27 protein-coding genes are annotated in these 17,133 nt (G+C 50.9%); 21 read left to right on the top strand and 6 right to left on the bottom strand.

All coding sequences use genetic code 11. The features are described from left to right. Nucleotides 1–169 precede the first annotated feature (169 nt). The 4 genes from QZ305_RS08665 to QZ305_RS08650 all read left to right on the top strand — a co-directional run bounded on the left by QZ305_RS08665 (nucleotide 170) and on the right by QZ305_RS08650 (nucleotide 1,764). On the top strand, nucleotides 170–574 hold the full coding sequence (locus tag QZ305_RS08665; protein ID WP_289683781.1) for a RusA family crossover junction endodeoxyribonuclease: 405 nt from the start codon (nucleotides 170–172) through the stop codon (nucleotides 572–574). After that, nucleotides 571–774 carry a hypothetical protein gene (locus QZ305_RS08660; protein ID WP_289683779.1) on the top strand — a complete coding sequence of 68 codons (204 nt, stop codon included), beginning with the start codon at nucleotides 571–573 and terminating at the stop codon, nucleotides 772–774. Before QZ305_RS08665 ends, QZ305_RS08660 begins: the two co-directional genes overlap by 4 nt. Beyond that, a complete protein-coding gene (locus QZ305_RS08655) occupies nucleotides 771–1,103 on the top strand; it encodes a hypothetical protein (RefSeq protein WP_289965345.1) in 333 nt (110 codons plus the stop codon). The genes QZ305_RS08660 and QZ305_RS08655 overlap by 4 nt, the downstream gene beginning before the upstream one ends. Nucleotides 1,104–1,353: 250 nt before the next feature. After that, nucleotides 1,354–1,764, top strand: a complete 411-nt coding sequence (locus QZ305_RS08650) for a hypothetical protein (protein WP_289683776.1) — start codon at nucleotides 1,354–1,356, stop codon at nucleotides 1,762–1,764. Nucleotides 1,765–1,782: 18 nt separating this feature from the next. On the opposite strand, the gene QZ305_RS08645 is transcribed toward QZ305_RS08650, so the two are convergent. Genes QZ305_RS08645 through QZ305_RS08635 form a run of 3 tightly spaced genes read right to left on the bottom strand, consistent with a single transcriptional unit; the run spans nucleotide 1,783 to nucleotide 2,898 of the window. Continuing rightward, nucleotides 1,783–1,947 (bottom strand): hypothetical protein, encoded by a 165-nt coding sequence (locus QZ305_RS08645; RefSeq protein ID WP_289683775.1) that lies wholly within the window; start codon nucleotides 1,945–1,947, stop codon nucleotides 1,783–1,785. 14 nt (nucleotides 1,948–1,961) lie between these two features. Then, complete coding sequence (locus QZ305_RS08640) at nucleotides 1,962–2,516, bottom strand: helix-turn-helix domain-containing protein (protein ID WP_289683774.1); 555 nt, start codon at nucleotides 2,514–2,516, stop codon at nucleotides 1,962–1,964. A gap of 13 nt (nucleotides 2,517–2,529) precedes the next feature. Continuing rightward, nucleotides 2,530–2,898 carry a hypothetical protein gene (locus QZ305_RS08635; protein WP_289683772.1) on the bottom strand — a complete coding sequence of 123 codons (369 nt, stop codon included), beginning with the start codon at nucleotides 2,896–2,898 and terminating at the stop codon, nucleotides 2,530–2,532. Nucleotides 2,899–3,036: 138 nt separating this feature from the next. On the opposite strand from QZ305_RS08635, the gene QZ305_RS11820 reads away from it, so the two are divergent. After that, complete coding sequence (locus QZ305_RS11820; RefSeq protein ID WP_289683770.1) at nucleotides 3,037–3,273, top strand: helix-turn-helix transcriptional regulator; 237 nt, start codon at nucleotides 3,037–3,039, stop codon at nucleotides 3,271–3,273. Here QZ305_RS11820 and QZ305_RS08630 read toward each other — a convergent pair. From QZ305_RS08630 to QZ305_RS08620, 3 genes are all read right to left on the bottom strand, one after another. Further along, entirely contained in the window at nucleotides 3,266–3,457 is a 192-nt protein-coding gene (locus QZ305_RS08630; protein ID WP_289683768.1) for a hypothetical protein, read from the bottom strand. The two genes, QZ305_RS11820 and QZ305_RS08630, sit on opposite strands and share 8 nt — an antisense overlap. Further along, on the bottom strand, nucleotides 3,444–3,581 hold the full coding sequence (locus tag QZ305_RS08625) for a hypothetical protein (protein ID WP_289683766.1): 138 nt from the start codon (nucleotides 3,579–3,581) through the stop codon (nucleotides 3,444–3,446). Before QZ305_RS08625 ends, QZ305_RS08630 begins: the two co-directional genes overlap by 14 nt. 79 nt (nucleotides 3,582–3,660) lie before the next feature. Continuing rightward, nucleotides 3,661–3,828 carry a hypothetical protein gene (locus tag QZ305_RS08620; RefSeq protein WP_289683764.1) on the bottom strand — a complete coding sequence of 56 codons (168 nt, stop codon included), beginning with the start codon at nucleotides 3,826–3,828 and terminating at the stop codon, nucleotides 3,661–3,663. Between the two features lie 725 nt (nucleotides 3,829–4,553). On the opposite strand from QZ305_RS08620, the gene QZ305_RS08615 reads away from it, so the two are divergent. The 16 genes from QZ305_RS08615 to QZ305_RS08540 form a co-directional block, all read left to right on the top strand. Continuing rightward, nucleotides 4,554–4,721: a hypothetical protein gene (locus tag QZ305_RS08615; protein WP_294731335.1), complete on the top strand. Its 168-nt coding sequence runs from the start codon at nucleotides 4,554–4,556 to the stop codon at nucleotides 4,719–4,721. Next, a complete protein-coding gene (locus QZ305_RS08610) occupies nucleotides 4,718–5,011 on the top strand; it encodes an HNH endonuclease signature motif containing protein (RefSeq protein WP_289683760.1) in 294 nt (97 codons plus the stop codon). The genes QZ305_RS08615 and QZ305_RS08610 overlap by 4 nt, the downstream gene beginning before the upstream one ends. Further along, nucleotides 5,008–5,364 (top strand): P27 family phage terminase small subunit, encoded by a 357-nt coding sequence (locus QZ305_RS08605; protein ID WP_289683759.1) that lies wholly within the window; start codon nucleotides 5,008–5,010, stop codon nucleotides 5,362–5,364. The genes QZ305_RS08610 and QZ305_RS08605 overlap by 4 nt, the downstream gene beginning before the upstream one ends. Then, nucleotides 5,345–7,024 carry a terminase large subunit gene (locus QZ305_RS08600; RefSeq protein ID WP_289683757.1) on the top strand — a complete coding sequence of 560 codons (1,680 nt, stop codon included), beginning with the start codon at nucleotides 5,345–5,347 and terminating at the stop codon, nucleotides 7,022–7,024. The genes QZ305_RS08605 and QZ305_RS08600 overlap by 20 nt, the downstream gene beginning before the upstream one ends. A gap of 70 nt (nucleotides 7,025–7,094) precedes the next feature. After that, nucleotides 7,095–8,330: a phage portal protein gene (locus QZ305_RS08595; RefSeq protein ID WP_289683754.1), complete on the top strand. Its 1,236-nt coding sequence runs from the start codon at nucleotides 7,095–7,097 to the stop codon at nucleotides 8,328–8,330. Next, nucleotides 8,242–8,817, top strand: coding sequence for an HK97 family phage prohead protease (locus QZ305_RS08590; protein ID WP_289683752.1), 576 nt, complete (start codon nucleotides 8,242–8,244; stop codon nucleotides 8,815–8,817). Before QZ305_RS08595 ends, QZ305_RS08590 begins: the two co-directional genes overlap by 89 nt. 4 nt (nucleotides 8,818–8,821) lie before the next feature. After that, on the top strand, nucleotides 8,822–10,054 hold the full coding sequence (locus tag QZ305_RS08585) for a phage major capsid protein (RefSeq protein ID WP_294731334.1): 1,233 nt from the start codon (nucleotides 8,822–8,824) through the stop codon (nucleotides 10,052–10,054). An 8-nt stretch (nucleotides 10,055–10,062) separates the two neighbouring features. After that, complete coding sequence (locus tag QZ305_RS08580; RefSeq protein WP_289683748.1) at nucleotides 10,063–10,344, top strand: hypothetical protein; 282 nt, start codon at nucleotides 10,063–10,065, stop codon at nucleotides 10,342–10,344. After that, nucleotides 10,344–10,691 carry a phage head closure protein gene (locus tag QZ305_RS08575; protein WP_289683746.1) on the top strand — a complete coding sequence of 116 codons (348 nt, stop codon included), beginning with the start codon at nucleotides 10,344–10,346 and terminating at the stop codon, nucleotides 10,689–10,691. The genes QZ305_RS08580 and QZ305_RS08575 overlap by 1 nt, the downstream gene beginning before the upstream one ends. Beyond that, nucleotides 10,670–11,002 (top strand): hypothetical protein, encoded by a 333-nt coding sequence (locus QZ305_RS08570; protein WP_289683744.1) that lies wholly within the window; start codon nucleotides 10,670–10,672, stop codon nucleotides 11,000–11,002. The genes QZ305_RS08575 and QZ305_RS08570 overlap by 22 nt, the downstream gene beginning before the upstream one ends. After that, nucleotides 10,995–11,423: a hypothetical protein gene (locus QZ305_RS08565; RefSeq protein ID WP_289683743.1), complete on the top strand. Its 429-nt coding sequence runs from the start codon at nucleotides 10,995–10,997 to the stop codon at nucleotides 11,421–11,423. The genes QZ305_RS08570 and QZ305_RS08565 overlap by 8 nt, the downstream gene beginning before the upstream one ends. Before the next feature lie 15 nt (nucleotides 11,424–11,438). After that, the gene (locus tag QZ305_RS08560; protein ID WP_289683740.1) at nucleotides 11,439–12,038 is read left to right on the top strand and encodes a major tail protein; all 600 of its coding nucleotides are present in this window, start codon (nucleotides 11,439–11,441) and stop codon (nucleotides 12,036–12,038) included. Nucleotides 12,039–12,096: 58 nt separating this feature from the next. After that, the gene (locus QZ305_RS08555; RefSeq protein ID WP_289683738.1) at nucleotides 12,097–12,519 is read left to right on the top strand and encodes a hypothetical protein; all 423 of its coding nucleotides are present in this window, start codon (nucleotides 12,097–12,099) and stop codon (nucleotides 12,517–12,519) included. Between the two features lie 65 nt (nucleotides 12,520–12,584). Then, complete coding sequence (locus tag QZ305_RS08550; protein WP_289683736.1) at nucleotides 12,585–12,707, top strand: hypothetical protein; 123 nt, start codon at nucleotides 12,585–12,587, stop codon at nucleotides 12,705–12,707. An 11-nt stretch (nucleotides 12,708–12,718) separates the two neighbouring features. Next, nucleotides 12,719–16,534 carry a phage tail tape measure protein gene (locus QZ305_RS08545; protein ID WP_289683734.1) on the top strand — a complete coding sequence of 1,272 codons (3,816 nt, stop codon included), beginning with the start codon at nucleotides 12,719–12,721 and terminating at the stop codon, nucleotides 16,532–16,534. Nucleotide 16,535: 1 nt separating this feature from the next. Then, the coding region (locus QZ305_RS08540) for a distal tail protein Dit (RefSeq protein WP_294731327.1) at nucleotides 16,536–17,133 on the top strand (598 nt) is incomplete at its 3' end.

The following is a 17,133-nucleotide window of genomic DNA, read 5'->3' as shown; positions in this document are numbered from 1 at the left end:
TAGGGGTCAATTTTAGGGGTCAATTTCCCTTATATAAGTGTCATAACTGACCCTTCTCGCCTGACGGCTCAGGTCTGGGCTTAGGTCAATCTCCGCCAGAGGTGCGGAGAGTTGACCATTGGCCTATGACCAATGCGCCGTCTACACGCAAAATGACAGGAGAAAAAAGATGAACGAAATCTATATCGTGATCCCTGGGGAGCCTTATCGGAAGACTCATCAGAGCGGTACCCACATCGGCAGGGGACGGACCTACAAGGACGCACAACTGCGGGAAGTGGAAAGCCGGCTGATGGATGCACTGAGACCACATGCGCCAGCAGCTCCCTGGAACGGCCCTGTGCAGCTGGCTGTAAATTTTGGCTATCAGACAAAGCGAGCCGACCAGGACGGAGAACCGAAAATCACGAAACCAGATACGGACAATCTCATGAAGACCCTCAAGGACTGCATGACTGCCTGCGGGTTCTGGTGGGATGATGCACAGGTCACAGAGGAGTACGGATCTAAGTTTTGGTGCCTGCGCCCTCATATCGCAATCGTTGTTACAAAAATCGGGGAGGCAATTGTATGAGCGAGAACAAAAACGCTGTGAGACCGAAAATAAGCCACGTGCTCGTTGAAAAGCTCATCGGCAAGGAACATATGCGGGCTTACCTTTGCGGCGCTTGTGGCGGCGTTGTGGGGCCTTCTGAGCCGTCCTGTAAATCCTGCGGAGCTGCACAGGACTGGAGCGGCATCAAATTTGAACAGAAAGGGAGAAAAAGACGATGAAAGTTTTCAAGAAAGGACTGGGATGGCGGTTCGGAAGATATGCAAAATACAAAGACTTTGAGGACGTTGTGAACGTAGAAACCGAACGCATGTGCGAGCGTCTCCGGAAACAGGGGATTTTCGTATACGCCGCTCCGGTTGTGGCGTCCGCCAAAGGTCCAAAACTGGGAGATGATCGGGGAATTATTTTTGTCGGGGGTCATACATTCGCGTGTTCTTATGGCCCGAACCCCAACAGCGAGAACAACGTTCTCATCCGGCAGCTCACAAGAAACTTTTCCCAGGATGCAGGCGAAGCAGCACGCAAAGAGATTGAAACATGGAGTTGACAAAATGGATATTGTAGAAATTACTTTGATGGCAATCATGGCTCTGGGGCTTCTGGCACTTTGTATCTTTGGCGTGGTACTGTTTGCTTCAATCTTTCTGTGATGTAAAAGCTGTTGGCTTACCAAAAGCGCATTAACTCATGAGACAATTGACTTGGGTAAAAGCTACCCCAACCGATAGCGGGCGACACGGCCCGCTATTTTTCAGAAAGTTTTACCATCAAGAAAGTTTTGCGGAAGGGAGGCACTTATGAATCCGATCATTGCGATTTGTGACTTTACTGCGTATCCGGCTCTGAAGGCCGAAAAATTTTGTCTTGAGCAGAAATTGGAAAGCATCGAGCAGGAAAAGCGGGATCTGTACCATCCTTCCGCCATCCAGTACGAGACGGAAGCCGGACAGACTCAGAATCCGAAGGGGACAGACAAGATCCTGATAAATCTCATCACCGAAGAACAGAAGGCCGCAGAAAGGCTTTCTGTTGTGAATGGCCGGTTGAGAGATACGGAAAAATTAGTTTTTTCTCTGACGTATCCGGAACAGGATTATGTACGGGAAAAATATTTCAATTGCAGTACCTGGGAGGAAATGGAGCAGAAGTTTTACCGCTCCAGGGGAGCCATTGATTACCACATCCGGAAGGCGATTGAAGGAATATAAAAAGGCCGAAGACTTTTTTCAGTCTTCGGTTTTCTTTTTCGCGCTCTGCCATGGACGATGCAGGGATCCGATATCATCCTCTATTGGCTCATCGTCGTGTGTGGGGATGACCCGCCATCCTTTATAGTAGGGAGCGCCAGGGCCGATGGTTTTGCCCAGGACGTACCGTTTCGCCGTCGTCAACCCGGAATCGTTGTCTACTGCCAGGCAATCTTTCCCTGGCGGGTGAGCCGGATAAACTCCGTTTTACTGATCGGCCCGGTAGACTCGAGACCGTTACCTTTCGGCGTGTAGGTCCATACAGTAACCTCTTCACCGTTTTTCTCTGCTGTGCCCCGCAGGACTTTTCCATCCTCTATGTAGGCGGAGATTCCGCCCGGGAGGTTGTTCCACCCCTCCGTGAGATTGATGGTGTCAATCTCGTCTATCGCATTTGCGTATATCTGATCTGCGGTAAGGCCGAAGACCTTTCCCAGCCTCACAGCCACCGACAGGGGCATGGAAGCGATTGAGCTATGGCCGTTGACATATCTATCAAGGCTGGCCCAGGTCATCCCGGATTCTTTGGCGATTTCATACCGGGTCATCCCGGACTCTTCAATGATGTTTTTTAATGTCATAACGTTTCCTTTCCGTGTTTTTCCAAAAGAGCATTCGGGCTTGAAACCCTCCAGCTCTTCGGTGGTCATGGCTTCGAAGGGGTTGAATCCTTCAAATGTTGTCGTGTAAGTGTATTCTCTAGTTCTGTTCATTTTCATTTCCTCCTTAGCAGATGCAGAAGCCTTCATGCTTCGCATTCATAAACTGTTCAGCAGCCTCGAAACTCATGCCGTTGTCCAGCATCTGCTGGAACTGTTCGGCGTCTGCGGCTTCCCCTGCAGCTCTATAAGCGGCTGCTGCTTTGGCTTCCTGCAGCTCTCTTTCTGCAAGCCGTTTCTGCCATTCTTCGTTGTTGCTGGCGTACAGTGTGCCGCCACCGGTAAGAACCACTTCACCGCAAGGCCAAGACTTGATACTGTGCCGTTTCGTTTCGCCGTAGTGTTTCAGCGTCACGGTTTTAGCTGTTCGTTTAACTACGAAGTACCGCCCGTTTGTTCCTGTGTAGTAGTATTTGCCTTCTTCAAATTTGTTCATGTTGCCCTCCTTGTTAGCAACGATATTTCGTTGCCTTGTTTACGGTCTCATCATAAGACAACGAATATTCGTTGTCAATGTAAATAACAACATTTTTTCGTTGCCTGTTGTGGTAGACTGTTATTGGAGGATAACAGTATGGGATTGAGATATAAAAAACCGCTCCCACATGAGCGGCTCAAGGAAGCGGGATACAGTAGTTATTTTTTGACAAAGCAAAAGAACATTTTCAGTATGGGAACCATGACGAAATTCCGGAATGGGGAAATGGTGAGCTGTTCAAATCTTGAAAGGCTCTGCCGGTTGCTGAACTGCCAGCCTGGCGATCTAATCGAATTTGTGCCAGATACAGACGAAAAAAGCCCGGTCATTTGACCGGGTGTTTTTCTATGAAGTCTTGCATAAAGCCAATGATAGCGGCGTTCTGGCTAATGCCGGCAGCAGCGCATGAAGCCTTAAAGGCTTCGGAAATGTCTTTATGCACTTTGATGGATTTCGTGATTATTCCGGCTTTTTTCTGGTACTTCCGGTTGCGCTCTGACTGACTAGCGGCGGGCATGGCGGGCACCTTTTGCTGTCCAGATTTCATAAAGCTCTTTAAGGGAGCTGTACAGGCCGGCAAGGGCAAAGCACAGGTAACCGCCTAAAACGGTAAAGCCTAAAGTTGCGACAATGATTTTCATATGTATGTGTGTGTCTCCTTTCTGGTATTATAAAACAAAAGCAGAGGGAAAGGGTGGGCCCCTTCCCTTTGCGGTCAGGTCAGTCATGCCAGTGACTGACCCAACCAACGAACTGCTGTACACGGTCGATTGCGTCCAAGACCATGAGCCAGAAGGCTATAGCCTTGAAGACCTTTTCAACAGTTCTAACAGATTGGCGTGTGGCTTTAGCTACACGCTTTTCTGTTTCAGTTCTACGCTTTTTCATGTTCTCACCGCCTTTCAGCGCTGGGTGTCAGCTCATCACTGACACACTCAGCATATAGTAACTGTGTAGTTACGTCAACACCTAAATTCAAATATCTTTCGCTTTTGTTTGCGAATACTATAAAGCGTATATCTATACCCATGCCCATATGCCCACGGCCTGCCTGCGGTGTGGGCTTTTCTTTTTGGTCTGTGGGGCTGGCGGTTGTGTGTGGTGCAGACGGATGGAGATAGAGCAGGCAGGGCAGGCACAGACGGCAGTGACACAGGCAGGGGGATGAGCTTGGTGATTGCTAATGATATATCAATGTAATCGTTTGATTAACGAATAAATAACAAAGTATGAATGAAGGATAAAGACAACGCAACGAATGAATGAACAAACAGATGAAGTGATTGTTTAATACACCGAATCTGCCAGCCCCCAAAGACGCACAGAGATTGCGTAATGAAACATTAACTAACCCCCCCTATGTGCGGAAAAATTCCGGTCCCCGGGGGAACGGTGCGGGGGAGTTCGGTAATCCTCCGAAAAGTTATAACAAAGGGGGTATATCTTAGAAAATATGAAATAAATTGCAGGGCATCCTGGCTCATTTTAGGAAATTCCTAAAAGAAAACCGTGAGATAATGTATCCGAAGAAAAAGGCAGGACCTATCTTCGAGTCCCTTTCCATAGCCCTTCCAACTCGGGAGGGTTTTTGTTTGCTCAGAAAGGAGTCAGGTATGGCGTACGGAAAAGAATCGGATATGAGGTGGAAAGACATTGCAGAGTTTAATGTCGGAAATCAAAAAGTGAAGTTTCGTGTTGGGTACACGACACAGCAGGATGTAGAGAAGAGCAAAATAAAACTCATCATCCACAACAAAACGCTCCACCTGGTCCAGGAATGAGAGGCGCCCGCAACTTTGCCCTGAAGTTCTACAAATCGAAAGCGTGGAAACACAGGTCAAAGACGTACCGGCAGGCGCATCCGCTCTGTGAAAGGTGCCTGGCAAAGGGACTGTATACTCCGGCGGAGCTGGTGCACCACAAAGAACACATCACAGAGGATAACCAGTATGACCAGAACATCCTGTTTGGAGAGGAGAATCTGGAAAGCCTGTGCAGGAAGTGCCACGGCGAAGAACACAGCGGCAATGAAAAGGTGAAATTTGACATGGAAGGGAGGCTGATACTGTGAAAGCGAAAACGAAAGAGTACTACAAGAAACTCGTAGTCAAGGCGATGACTGAGCTCGGGATCTATCGCCCTCAATTTGACCAGCAGATAGAGCAGCTGGCCATGATCTACCACATGCGGGATTTGAACCTGCAGCAGTGGGAAGAAACGGATAACTTCGCACAGTTCATCCCTTACACAAACAAGGCCGGTGCAACCAACATCAGCAAGCATCCCGCTTACCTGAACAACCTGCAGTACGGGGAACAGATCCTGAAGTACCTGAAAGAACTCGGGCTGACCCCATCGTCCGCAAAGAAGCTGAACATCTCTCTGGATACGGAGAGTGATGACTTTGAAGAATTCGCCACTTGAGGAGTTTACCTATCTGCAGGAGTTCAAGCAGGACATAGCGGACGGCAAATACGTCATAGGCCAATGGATGCAGCTGAACATCCAGTATGTGGAGAAATGCCTGACGGAAGGTGTTTGTTTCTATGATCCACTGAAAGCTGAGGTGAAAATCCGATTCATCGAAACACAGTGCAGATACGTGGAAGGACGCTCTGGCCCCTTCCTGCTGGAGACGTGGCAGAAATATATCGTGGCCTGCATCTTCGGACTGGTGGACGATGACGGATACCGGCACTTCACAGAAATCGTGCTCATCATCGGGCGGAAGCAGGGGAAATCAACCTTCGCTGCCGCTCTGGAGATGACCATCGCCTACACAGAAAAAGAGCTTGGTATGCAGCTGTATAACCTTGCTCCGAAGCTGCAGCAGGCGAACATCATCTATGACCAGACGCTGCTGATGATCGGCAAGAACAAAACAGCGTCAAAGCTGGGGAAGAAACGCCGGTCTGATTTTTACATCGCAAAGACCAACACGAAGATTTCGCCACTGGCCTTCAACTCCAAAAAGTCCGATGGTTTCAACCCGTACTTCGCCTGCTTCGATGAATTTGCTGCATGGGAAGGAACCAAAGCTGTAGACATGTGGAACGTTATGCTGTCTGCCCAGGGCGGACGGCACGATCCAATCAACCTTGCGTGTTCAACCGCAAACATCGTTGATGGCGGACTGTATGACGAACTATTCCCCAGATGCACCTCCGTACTGCTGGGGACTTCCGAAGAAGAGAACCTGCTGCCGTTCCTGTTCATGATTGATGACATCCAGAAATGGGACGACGTTCAGGAACTGAAAAAAGCTTTGCCGAACCTGGGCGTTTCCTTCTTCGAAAAGAACCTGAAAAAGGAAATCCGCAAGGCTCACGCAAGCCCCAGTTACAAAAACGAATTTATCTGCAAGTACTGCAATATCAAGATGAACACGATTGCCGCATGGATCCCGCAGGAAGCAATCAGGCTTTCCCAGGGTGATGTCATCAAGCCGGAAGACTTCCGAAGGATGGCGTGTGTTGGCGGTGTGGACCTGTCTCAGACGACCGACCTGACCAGTGCCTGTGTCGTCATCAACTTCGAGGGTGTCAATTACGTATATTCGCACTTCTGGATACCGGCGGGCAGACTCAAAGAGCTTACGGACCGGGACAACGTGGACTACTCGGCGATGGTCTCCTATGGTTTTCTAAGCCTTTCCGGGGATAAATTCGTGGATTACAAGGACGTGACCAGATGGTTTGTGGATATACGCAAGGAATACAAGCTGAATGTCCTTGTTGTCGGTTATGACCGGTACAGTTCAACCTACTTTGTGGACGAGATGAAACAGCAGGGGTTCCTGATGGATGACGTGAACCAGGGCACGAACCTGACGCCCATCCTGACAGAGTTTGAAGGTCTCATCATGCAGGGGCTTATCCAGACAGGTACAAACGGGCTGCTGCAAAGCCACATCCGCAACACCGCGATCAAACGGGAAGCGGACGGCAAGCGCATGCGGATGCTCAAGATAAGCGCAACGAAACACATTGACGGTATGGCAGCACTCATTGATGCGCTGACTGTCAAGTCTAAATACAACGACCAGTACAAATGGCTTTTGGAGGGTAACAAGAAACGTGAATAACTTCCTGACAAATATGTTCCGACACCGAAGGAACCGAGATCCCGCTCCTGGTGAGCAGGCGCCATACGGCGTGCGGGTCACACTTCCGGGATACCTGATGCAGATGCTGAGCGGGCAGATACAGATAGACCTGACCGGCAACAAGTATCTGAGCAAGGATATCTACGAGCTGGCACTGGCTAGGGCCTGCATCAACAAGATAGCTACTGAGTGCTCCAAAGCGACACCGGCGCTTACAAAGCCCAACAAGCGGGTGGAGTACTTCGTGAGTAAATACCCGAACCCGTACCAGACGGCAAGTCAGTTCATTTACCAGCTGGTGACCATCCTGCTGGCAGAGAACAACGCCTATGTCATCCCGATCCTGGATGAATTCGGCAAGACTTCCGGCCTGTGGGCTGCCAGCCCTGACTCCTGCGAAATCGTGGATGTGTACGGACAGCTGTGGCTCAAGTACGAAACCGGAGACGGGCAGAAGCAGATCATTGAGTATGAACTGTGCGGGCATCTCCGGACGATGCAGAACAAGTCAACGCTGATGGGCGAAAGCAATGCTCCATTCCATAAGGTTGCCGCCCTGTACGAGCAGGACATTGACAAATCCATGGAAAAGCTGGCAGCCAGTGAGTCACCCATTCAGTGGATCGGACGACTGAATGCCCCCATTCTTGACGATGATGCGTTGAAGGAAGAGCAGGACAGGCTCAATCGGCTGAACCTGAAAGGGAACAGTACAGGGACGTTCCTGTATGACAACCGATACGACCGGATGGACCAGGTGTCTAAAGAGACCAACATCATGTCACCGGATGACATCAAGCAGATGGAAAATATGGCCTACAGCTACTGGGGAGTTGGAGAAAAGCTGTTGCAAAATGCCTACACGGAAGACGAGTGGAACGGCTTCTATCAGTCACGGATTGAACCCATCCTGATTCAAATCGGCGAGGTCCTGACAAAAGTCGTTTTCTCCAGGAATCAGATCATGGACGGCAACGCTGTGGAAATGGCTTCCAACCGCCTGCAGTACGCCAGCATTAAATCCCGAATTGACGTTGCATTTGGAACCTATGACAGGGGCATGGCAACCATGGATTCCAGTCTGGACATCCTAAACCTGCCACCGCTGCCAAATGGCGAAGGTGCACACAGATACATCCGTGGCGAGTACCGGCAGGAAGGTACTCCCGCAAAGAGTGAGAGAAAGGAGGAAAACGATGACACAGGAAGTGACGCAGGAAGTGATGCAGCGAAGTCTGACATTCCTGCCCGTGAACTCCGAGACAAAGAAAAGGATCGAGTCTGATTACTATGTCGAAGGATATGCCAGCACATTTGACAAGTATGTGCTGATGGAACGGGATGGCCGGAAGATCTATGAAGAAGTCGCCAGAGACGCATTTGACCATGCGGATATGAGTGACGTTCTCTTCCAGTTTGACCATGATCAGTTTGTCTATGCCCGCACAGGCAACGGTTCTCTGGGCATCGAAGTGGACGACCACGGCCTGTTTATCTGGGCTGACCTGTCCAGAACAAGCCGGGCCAGACAGCTGTATGAAGACATCCAGGCTGGAAACATAACCCAGATGTCCATCCGCTGCCGGGCAGCTACATCCTTTGACGGCGAGACTCAGACGATTGAGCGGGTTTCCAAGCTGATTGATGTGTCTGCGGTTTCTATCCCCGCAAACAACCACACGGAAATCATTGCCCGCAAGGTCAACGAATTCGACAACGAGCGCAAGCGGAAGCGTCTGGCGCTCAAGCTGAAAGTGAATACAGAGAGGTAAATATATGGAAAACATTAAAACAGCAACTGCTGAACAGGTCATTGCCCGACTGGCTGAAATCCAGACCGAGATGGAAAAGGACGATGCAGATCTGGACGCGCTGAATACTGAAACTGATGAGCTGCTGGCCCGCAAGGCTGAACTGAAAACAGCAGCCGAAGAAAAGGAACTGAAACGCAAAAACCTGATGAGTCGCCTGAACGAGGGCATCGTAGTTCCGGAAAAGACCATCACTTCCAAGCAGGAAGATGATGACATGGTGGAACGTAAAGCCTTCATGGACTATGTCATTTCCGGAAAAGCATCGGAAGCCGGCGTCCTGAAACGAGCTGATGCGGTTGGTGTATCTACGAACCTGGGCGTTATGATTCCGAAAACCGTACAGCAGAAAATCATCCAGGAAGTGAAGAAGATCCATGGACGGCTGTATGGAAAGGTCAAGCACCTGAACCTGCAGGGTGCCGTTGAGTATCCGATTGGCAGCTTCACCGCTACCTTCAAACGCATTACAGAGACTACAGTTTCTGACCGGCAGAACCCGGGCGGCATCACCGGATCTATCATGTTCAAGTACAACATTGGGGAAATCCGGCTGTCCCGTACACTGCTGCAGACTGTTCTGACTGTTCCGGCATTTGAAACCGAGCTGGCCAAAGTCATCGCTGAGGCATATGTCAAAGCTATGGACGGAGAAATCGTGACAGGTGTACCGGCGAACGGACAGCTGGAAGGCATCCTGACCAAGACCGGCATCAAGACCATCGAAATCAACGAGGACGAGATGAAGGATTGGAAGACCTTCCAGAAGAAGATCATGGCAAAGATCCCGCTGGGTATGAAGAACAAGCCCTATGAGTACATCATGAGTAACGGAACCTTTGAAGGTAACATCATGACTCTGGCGGACGACAACAACCGTCCTGTTTACACCGAGACAATCAACCCGGTTGATGGCTGGGTAGACGCTCGCATCAAGGGTCACGGCGTAACTCTGGTGGAACCGGAACTGCTGCCCGACTTTGATACTGCGACTGCAGGCAAGGTGTTCGCTGTTCTGTGGGTACCGGGCGAGGCGTATGCCATCAACTCCAACATGCAGTTCTCCACCGTCCGCTACATGGACCACGACAAGAACGAGGAAGTCACCAAGGCGCTGGTAATCAACGATGGCAAGGTGCTGCGCCCTGATCTGATTTACCAGATCAAGAAGGTTGCCAAACCCGCAGTCGGTTCCTGAGGTGATGAATGATGGAGGTAAAAGACATCCTGCCGAAAGTCAAAGCGGCGATGAGAATCAAGGCCTCCACGCTGTATGACAGCGAGCTGGAAATGTACATCAAGGCGGTCCTGGATGACCTTGACCGCCTGTCCATTTCCCTTGAGGATATCGACAAAGTCGCTCACCTGTGCATCCTGAAAACCAAAGGATACTTTGGTAACTCTGATCCGGGGCCTAAAGATATCTGGCAGCGCATGTACAACGATACGCTGAGGCAGATGTATCTGGACGGCAGGAGGTACAACTGATGCCGTATGAATATACCCGGGAAACGACCATCTGTGAATCTGAGTGTGTGCTGCTGAAGAAGTCGGTAGAGACCGATGAAAACGGTGTTGTGACTGGCGAGACCGTCCGGCGCAATGAAGTGTTCTGCAAAGTCTCCAGCCTGTACATGCGGGATACATACGCTGCATTCCAGGCGGGTATCAAGCCAGCATGGAAAATCACCATCTTCTACGGTGATTATGACGGAGAGCTGAGTGTTGAATACGAAGGCGTTGAATACTCCGTATATCGGACCTACGTAGACGGTGACGATGTGGAGCTTTATCTGAGAAAGGATGCAGGGACATGGCAGGCAGAACTGACTTAGTCGAGGGGATGCAGAATATCCTGGGCAAACAGTGGTTTATCTATGGCGGCTATGAAAGTCGGCCAGAGCATCTGCCATACGGCAACTACGGAGAAATCCCCGGAGAGTCCTACTGGGCAGACGATAAACGTTATATCGAAATCGAAAAGTACGTTGTCAGGCTGGTGACAGATCACAAAGACTTTGTACTGGAAGATACCATTGAGGCACTTTTTGAATCTCTGGAAATAGGCTTTGCGAAAATCACGGACGAATACGTGAAGACAGAGAAAGTCTATTGCCAGGAGTGGGTGGTGGTTATGCTTGGCTGACCGTCACGGATACGGAAATCACATCGTTGTCTCCATGGAACAGGCTGGAGAAGCACTCCGGAAGATACTGGACAATGTGACAACAGATGTGCGTATGGGTGTAAACGCCGGCGTTAAGGAGACTGCCAAGGAGACTGCAAAAATCACTCGGGAGAGCGGCGGATACTCCGACACAAGCACCGGGCGAGGCCCCAAGTACCGAAAGGCAATCACCTATCGGTTCAATACCAGGGGGATAACCTGTGAAGCACAGATTCATGCCAGCGGGCATGAGTACTCACTCACACATCTGCTGGAAAAAGGGCATCATCTGTGGAACAAGCCGGGCGTAATGACAGCAGCTTTCAAGCACTGGAAGACCGGCGAGGAATATGCAGACGCTCATGTGGCTCAGAACATCCTCAAGAACATCAAGTTTTAAGAATAGGAGGGCAATATGCCGACTGTAACTGATACAAACAAAATCGAATATGGTCTGTCTCAGGCCTCTTTCGCACTGCTGACTAAGACCGTAGGGACAGACGGATCTGTAACCTATGACTACAAAACACCCGTTGCTCTGGTGGGAATCCAGGCGCTGACAGCCGAACCCCAGGGCGAAAGTAACACGTTCTATGCTGACGATATCGCCTACTTCACAACCACAACCAACAACGGATATACCGGAGAACTGACATTCATCCGAATGACCGACCAGATCCGGACGCTGCTGTTCGGTGACGAAGTTGACGAAACCACAGGGCTGCTGGTTGAACGGGCGGATGTACTGCCCAAAGAGGGAGCGCTGCTGTTCCAGTGCCGTGGTGACGCGAAGAACCAGCGGCATGTCATGTATGACGTGACCTTTGGACGCGGAAGCGAAGAGCGCAACACCAAGGGTGAGTCCATTGAACCGACAACCGCCACCATTTCCTACACAGCAATCCCCATTGAGCACAACGGCAAACAGATCACGAAGGCAAAAGCCCCGCAGGGTGCTGCGTCTTATGACACATTCTTTTCTGCCGTCAAGCTGCCCAGCACTCCCGCTGACTAGCCAAAAACAGAGCCGGAATTCCCGGCTCTTCTTTTCTATATAGATAAGGAGCAAAAACATGAGGTTCAACGTCACCATCGACGACAAACAAATCCCTGCCCGTTATACCGGCAAGACAGCCAGACTGTACCGGGAACAGTTTCATAAAGATATCTTTGAAACTCTGTCCAAAATTTCAGCCGCTTTTTTTTCGGAAGTTGCTCGGGCGCAAAAAGACAATCTGCTGGATATCAGCAACCCGGCTGTTCTTGCGTCCGTCTCCATGAAAGTCATTGGCGCTCAGAATCTGGAAGAACTGACATGGGCAGCTATTGCTGCCGAAAATCCAAATATACCACTGCCCGCAGACTGGGTAGATACCGTTGAGGACTATCAGGGGTTCCTGCTGGCAGCAACGATGGTTTACCACCACATGGTAGGTAACGTCCCTCTGGTAGAGTCGGAAGACACAACGGAGGAAGACGAAGATAAAAAAAAGTAGTCCCATGGAGTTCTGTCATCGTCATTGCACGACAAGCTGGCTATTCACTGGCCGAGATTGACGAAATGGATCCCGGATATCTGGTGGACCTGCTGACAGCTCAGGCGAATCTGAACCGCAGAGTCAGAGAGCAGGAAAAGAAACCGAAGGTCCGCAAAGCAACACAGGCGGACTTTGATGCATTCTAGGGAGGAAAATCATGGCCTACGACACAAAAGGTATAACAATTGAAATCAACGGTGATGGGTCAGGCTTTGAGAAAACCCTTCGCAAGATAAAGGCAGAAACCCAGGGGCTGGACAAGGAGCTGAGCAAAGTAGGCAAGGCTATGAAGTCCAGCTTCAACAGCAAGGGTACCGGGATCGAGCTGTTCATTCAGAAGCAAGGATTGCTGCAGACTAAATACGCAAATCTGCTCAAACAGGAGCAGGCTTACAGGCAGGCGCTGGATGCTACCAGAGCGACCTATCAGGAGAATCTGGCAGCATTCGGTGAGTTCGACTCACGAACCCAAGCTGCCGCCCAGAACGTCCAGTATCTGGAATCTGAGCTGGCCATCCTGCATAGCAAGCTGGATGCAGTCGGATCTTCTGTCCTGACTTGCGGAACTCACATGATGGCTTTCCATCAGCACCTGGGTAACGTTGCCACGGCTGCGGAAAAAGCCTATCAGAAGCTGAAACCTATTTCTTTGCTTAGCGCAGGGGTCATTGCTGCAGCAACGGCTCAGACAGTGGCTTTTGAAGATGCCTGGGTAGGCGTCACCAAGACGGTTGACGGTACGCCCGAGCAGATGGAAGCCTTGAACTCGGGGCTGAAAGACCTTGCATTGAACACTGCATCAAGCTATGAGCAGCTGGCGGGATTTGCAGAATTGGGCGGCCAGATGGGTGTCGCCACAGACTCCATGCTGACGTTTACCGAAACCGTTGCGATGCTGGGAGATACAACAAATATCGCTGGCGAGGAAGCAGCTCAGTCCCTGGCACAGATTGCCAATATCATGGTGGATGCCAGCGACAGAACGGCAGATTACTATGAGAGATTCGGCTCTACTGTAGTAGATCTGGGCAACAACTTCGCCACGACTGAGGCAGACATCGTTCAGATGACTCAAAGGCTGGCAACAGCTGGCCGGCAGGTTGGAATGAGTACACCGCAGGTCATGGCGCTGGCAACTGCTCTTGGTTCCATGGGTATCAAGGCTGCCGAGGGCGGCGGTTCCATGTCAAAGCTCATCAAAGAAATCCAGCAGTCTGTTTCCAAGGGCGGCGAAGGTCTGGAGGATTTCGCTGCCACAGCAGGAATGACCGCGGAACAGTTTGCTCAGGCGTGGCGCGATGACGCCGGCTCTGCGTTTGCCACATTCCTGGAAGGTATTGGTAAGAGCGGAGACGTGACCGGCAAACTGGCCGAGCTGGGCATTGAAGAGATCCGGATGTCCAATGCCACCGGCGCACTGGCGCAGTCCACTGATCTGTACACCGATGCGCTGGCCAGAGCAGACAGTGCGTGGGAATCCAACACGGCTATGATGACCGAAGCCGAAAAGAGATACGGAACCACAAAGACAGCTCTGCTGCAGGCACTGGAAGCCATCAAGCAGGCCGGCGCAAGTCTGGGAGAATCCTTTGCTCCGACGCTGAAAGACATTGCCGTCATGGTAAAGGATGCGGCCAAGTGGTTTGCCGAACTGCCGGCACCCATCAAAGACACAGTGGCTAAGATGCTGCTGCTGGGTGCTGCTGCAGCTCCAGCAGCAAAAGGAATCTCTTTGGTCGCAACAGGCGGACAGAAAGTCATTGAGACAATGTTCGGTCTGAGCGGCACCGCTGGTAAGATTGCCAAGATATTTGGCCAGACAGAGAAAGCCACAGCTCGTACAGCTGCAGCGATGGGAGGTTATGCCAAAGAGGCTCTGACAGCCGCAGCTGCTAATGGTGAAGCCACAGTCAGCTGGGCAGGACTGTTAGGCCCTGCAGGATCGTACCTTGCTATTTTGGGAGCCATGGGCGCAGCTCTGGGTATTGCTGTGGTGGCTGGTAACGCCTGGAAAGACAATATCATTGAGCAGAAGAGAGAGACAGATGCCATCTATGATGCCAATTGCCGGCTCATTGAATCGTCTCAGGAATACTCCAACTCAGCCAAGAAGCATACAGAAGCAGCAAAAAACACAGCGGTTGAGTATAAAAAGAACGCTGAATATGCTTCATATCTGACGGACGCCATCACCAATCTGACATCCAAGGAAAATCTGAGCTCCGTTGAAAAAGGAAGATTGAAGAGCGCCATCGAAGAGCTGAACAGGATCTATCCAGAACTGGGATGGTCCTATGATGAAGCATCGGGAAAAATCAAAGACGAAACTGGAGCTTTGATTGACAATACGGACAAAATCAGGGAAAACGTGGCGGCAGCAGAGGAAGCGGCAAGACAAAAAGCACTTGCGAAGGCCTTTGAAGAGACTTCTGCAGCAGCGATGGAGCAGAAAATGGCATATGATGCTGCTTCACAATCTTTGACTTACGCGAACGGTGAAGTTACCAGACTGACCAAAGAATATGCGGCCATGACCAAAGGGACAGCGGAGAGTGAAGCTAAGTCCAGAGAACTGACAGCCGCCACAGACCTGCAGGCTCAAGCCCGGCAACGGATGAATGAGCTCCAAATTGATGGAGTCGAAGCCAACAGAATGCATCTGGAATCGCTTATGCAGCTTGATGGAGGGCTGGATGCCATCGGTCCATCCATGCAGGCGAAGTACGAAGAGATGATACACGCCTCCGAACAGGCAGGAATCCAGATACCGCAAAAGCTCTCGGAAGGGATTCAAAATGGCTCCGCGCAGCCACAGGCAGCCCTGCAGTATATGGCTAATCTTGATGTCTTGAATGGCATGGTTGATTCGTCCGGAATGATTGGGGGTGCGATCCCTGTATCTGTGGCAAACGGCATTCTGACTAACTGTGGAACGGTGCAGGAGGCCAGTTTTGCACTAAACAACCTTATTCAGTTTTCTCAGGCTGTAGCTAATGCTAACCTGGCAGGTAATCAAATCCCGGCGGGATTGATTGAGGGCATCGCTTCTGGAGCTATTGGTGTTGATGAGGCCGTAAAGGCACTGGGAAACGGGTCTGTAGAAAACCTGCTCAGGCAGGCGGAGTACAGCGCTGCCGGTAAATCGAACGCAGACGCTTACTCTAATGCTCAAACGCAGGGAGTGCAGCAGGGCTCAACTCAAGCCGCTTCTGCTGGAGCGTCCGCATTCAACGGCGGAAAGATTTCCAGCGCTGCCGGGCAGGAAGGAAGCAAAGCCGCATCCAAATATGGCGAGGGAGTCCAGAAGATCCCTGGAAAGACAGGCACTGTACTTTCTGATACAGCTTCAAGATTTGGCGGGTCCTCTGTACCAGGGGCTGCCGGATCTATGGCGACAAGTTCCGCGGGCGCTGTACAAAGAGGATTCAGCCCGATTCCCGGTTATGCACAGGCGGCGTACGAAGGAGCGAAGGCATGGATTGACAAGATCATATCCATGACCAACCAGAACTACACCGTCAAAGTCACGAAAGAAATCAAGACCGTCGAGACCAAGGGAGAAAGGACAGTGCAATCCAATTCTCCGCTGTATCGTGTCATGAGTTTGGCAAACCCTGCCGGGCTGTTTGCGTCCGCGTCTGCTGACCCAATTGCCAACGAGGCGAATATGGGGTATGCAGCAAGGAATGCTGTGAGTCCAACGACTCAGGCAATCCAGTCTGCTATTGATGCGCAGCAGGGAATCGTTGTCGGCAACCAGATGCAGATAGCCAGCCTGAGCCGGAAGATGGACGCAGTGCTGGAAAGGCTGACAGCGGTTGATTTTGACGGGTATCTCTCGACCATTGCCAAAAACACCGCAGAAACGCAGATGGTCATGGACAGGCGCACGATTGGGAAGCTCATTGCTCCGGATGTGGCGAAGGCAAACAATCTTGACGCTGCAATCCGTGCAAAACTCACAGGAGGATGAAATGCTGAGTATCAAATTCAATGGCAAATGGCTGGAGGCACAAGTCCCCGGATTCCAGGTGATTTCAGTCTCCGGCCGTGAGCTTATGTCCTATGACGTGAATGATAAGAAGATACCGGGGATTGACGGTACGACTTACCTTGATTCAGAAATCGGCGCCCGGGATATCGAAGTCAAATACCGGCTGTGCGCTCCCATGCTGGAGGCAAGACAAATCAGAATGAACAAGCTGAACAGTCTTCTCAAAGCCAGGGAGGCACAGCTCATCTTTGCGGATGAGCTGGATAAGTACTTTATCGCTTCCAGCGCTGAGGCAGACGGCAGCAAAATCGTGTTTCACTGTTCCGACCCGTACAAGTACTCCACTACTGAAAAATCCAGCCCTATCAACGGCAACACACTGACCATCACCAATAACGGGACTGTACCGGCGTCTGTGCGGTATGAAATCAAACTGAACCAGGAAAACGGCTATCTGGGAATCGCCAGCGAACACGGCGCAATGGAGTTTGGAAAGCGGGAGGAAGCGGATGGACAGACTTATCAGCAGACGGAGTATCTGCTGGGGCTGCCTGATTTCATTGCTGCCCCGGATGATA

Source organism: uncultured Faecalibaculum sp. (assembly GCF_910588395.1).
Classification (GTDB): domain Bacteria; phylum Bacillota_I; class Bacilli_A; order Erysipelotrichales; family Erysipelotrichaceae; genus Faecalibaculum.
Note: the sequence above shows the minus strand (reverse complement) of the source record. Positions and strands in the feature narration are given on the sequence as shown.

Excerpts from the sequence above, each read along its gene's own strand:
- QZ305_RS08650 (WP_289683776.1), top strand. The coding sequence starts at position 1,354 with ATGAATCCGATCATTGCGATTTGTGACTTTACTGCGTATCCGGCTCTG.
- QZ305_RS11820 (WP_289683770.1), top strand. The coding sequence starts at position 3,037 with ATGGGATTGAGATATAAAAAACCGCTCCCACATGAGCGGCTCAAGGAA.
- QZ305_RS08665 (WP_289683781.1), top strand. The coding sequence starts at position 170 with ATGAACGAAATCTATATCGTGATCCCTGGGGAGCCTTATCGGAAGACT.
- QZ305_RS08625 (WP_289683766.1), bottom strand. The coding sequence starts at position 3,581 with ATGAAAATCATTGTCGCAACTTTAGGCTTTACCGTTTTAGGCGGTTAC.
- QZ305_RS08615 (WP_294731335.1), top strand. The coding sequence starts at position 4,554 with ATGGCGTACGGAAAAGAATCGGATATGAGGTGGAAAGACATTGCAGAG.
- QZ305_RS08620 (WP_289683764.1), bottom strand. The coding sequence starts at position 3,828 with ATGAAAAAGCGTAGAACTGAAACAGAAAAGCGTGTAGCTAAAGCCACA.
- QZ305_RS08580 (WP_289683748.1), top strand. The coding sequence starts at position 10,063 with ATGATGGAGGTAAAAGACATCCTGCCGAAAGTCAAAGCGGCGATGAGA.
- QZ305_RS08575 (WP_289683746.1), top strand. The coding sequence starts at position 10,344 with ATGCCGTATGAATATACCCGGGAAACGACCATCTGTGAATCTGAGTGT.
- QZ305_RS08590 (WP_289683752.1), top strand. The coding sequence starts at position 8,242 with ATGACACAGGAAGTGACGCAGGAAGTGATGCAGCGAAGTCTGACATTC.
- QZ305_RS08560 (WP_289683740.1), top strand. The coding sequence starts at position 11,439 with ATGCCGACTGTAACTGATACAAACAAAATCGAATATGGTCTGTCTCAG.
- QZ305_RS08635 (WP_289683772.1), bottom strand. The coding sequence starts at position 2,898 with ATGAACAAATTTGAAGAAGGCAAATACTACTACACAGGAACAAACGGG.
- QZ305_RS08545 (WP_289683734.1), top strand. The coding sequence starts at position 12,719 with ATGGCCTACGACACAAAAGGTATAACAATTGAAATCAACGGTGATGGG.
- QZ305_RS08640 (WP_289683774.1), bottom strand. The coding sequence starts at position 2,516 with ATGAACAGAACTAGAGAATACACTTACACGACAACATTTGAAGGATTC.
- QZ305_RS08555 (WP_289683738.1), top strand. The coding sequence starts at position 12,097 with ATGAGGTTCAACGTCACCATCGACGACAAACAAATCCCTGCCCGTTAT.
- QZ305_RS08660 (WP_289683779.1), top strand. The coding sequence starts at position 571 with ATGAGCGAGAACAAAAACGCTGTGAGACCGAAAATAAGCCACGTGCTC.
- QZ305_RS08655 (WP_289965345.1), top strand. The coding sequence starts at position 771 with ATGAAAGTTTTCAAGAAAGGACTGGGATGGCGGTTCGGAAGATATGCA.
- QZ305_RS08550 (WP_289683736.1), top strand. The coding sequence starts at position 12,585 with ATGGATCCCGGATATCTGGTGGACCTGCTGACAGCTCAGGCGAATCTG.
- QZ305_RS08630 (WP_289683768.1), bottom strand. The coding sequence starts at position 3,457 with ATGCCCGCCGCTAGTCAGTCAGAGCGCAACCGGAAGTACCAGAAAAAA.
- QZ305_RS08585 (WP_294731334.1), top strand. The coding sequence starts at position 8,822 with ATGGAAAACATTAAAACAGCAACTGCTGAACAGGTCATTGCCCGACTG.
- QZ305_RS08610 (WP_289683760.1), top strand. The coding sequence starts at position 4,718 with ATGAGAGGCGCCCGCAACTTTGCCCTGAAGTTCTACAAATCGAAAGCG.
- QZ305_RS08570 (WP_289683744.1), top strand. The coding sequence starts at position 10,670 with ATGGCAGGCAGAACTGACTTAGTCGAGGGGATGCAGAATATCCTGGGC.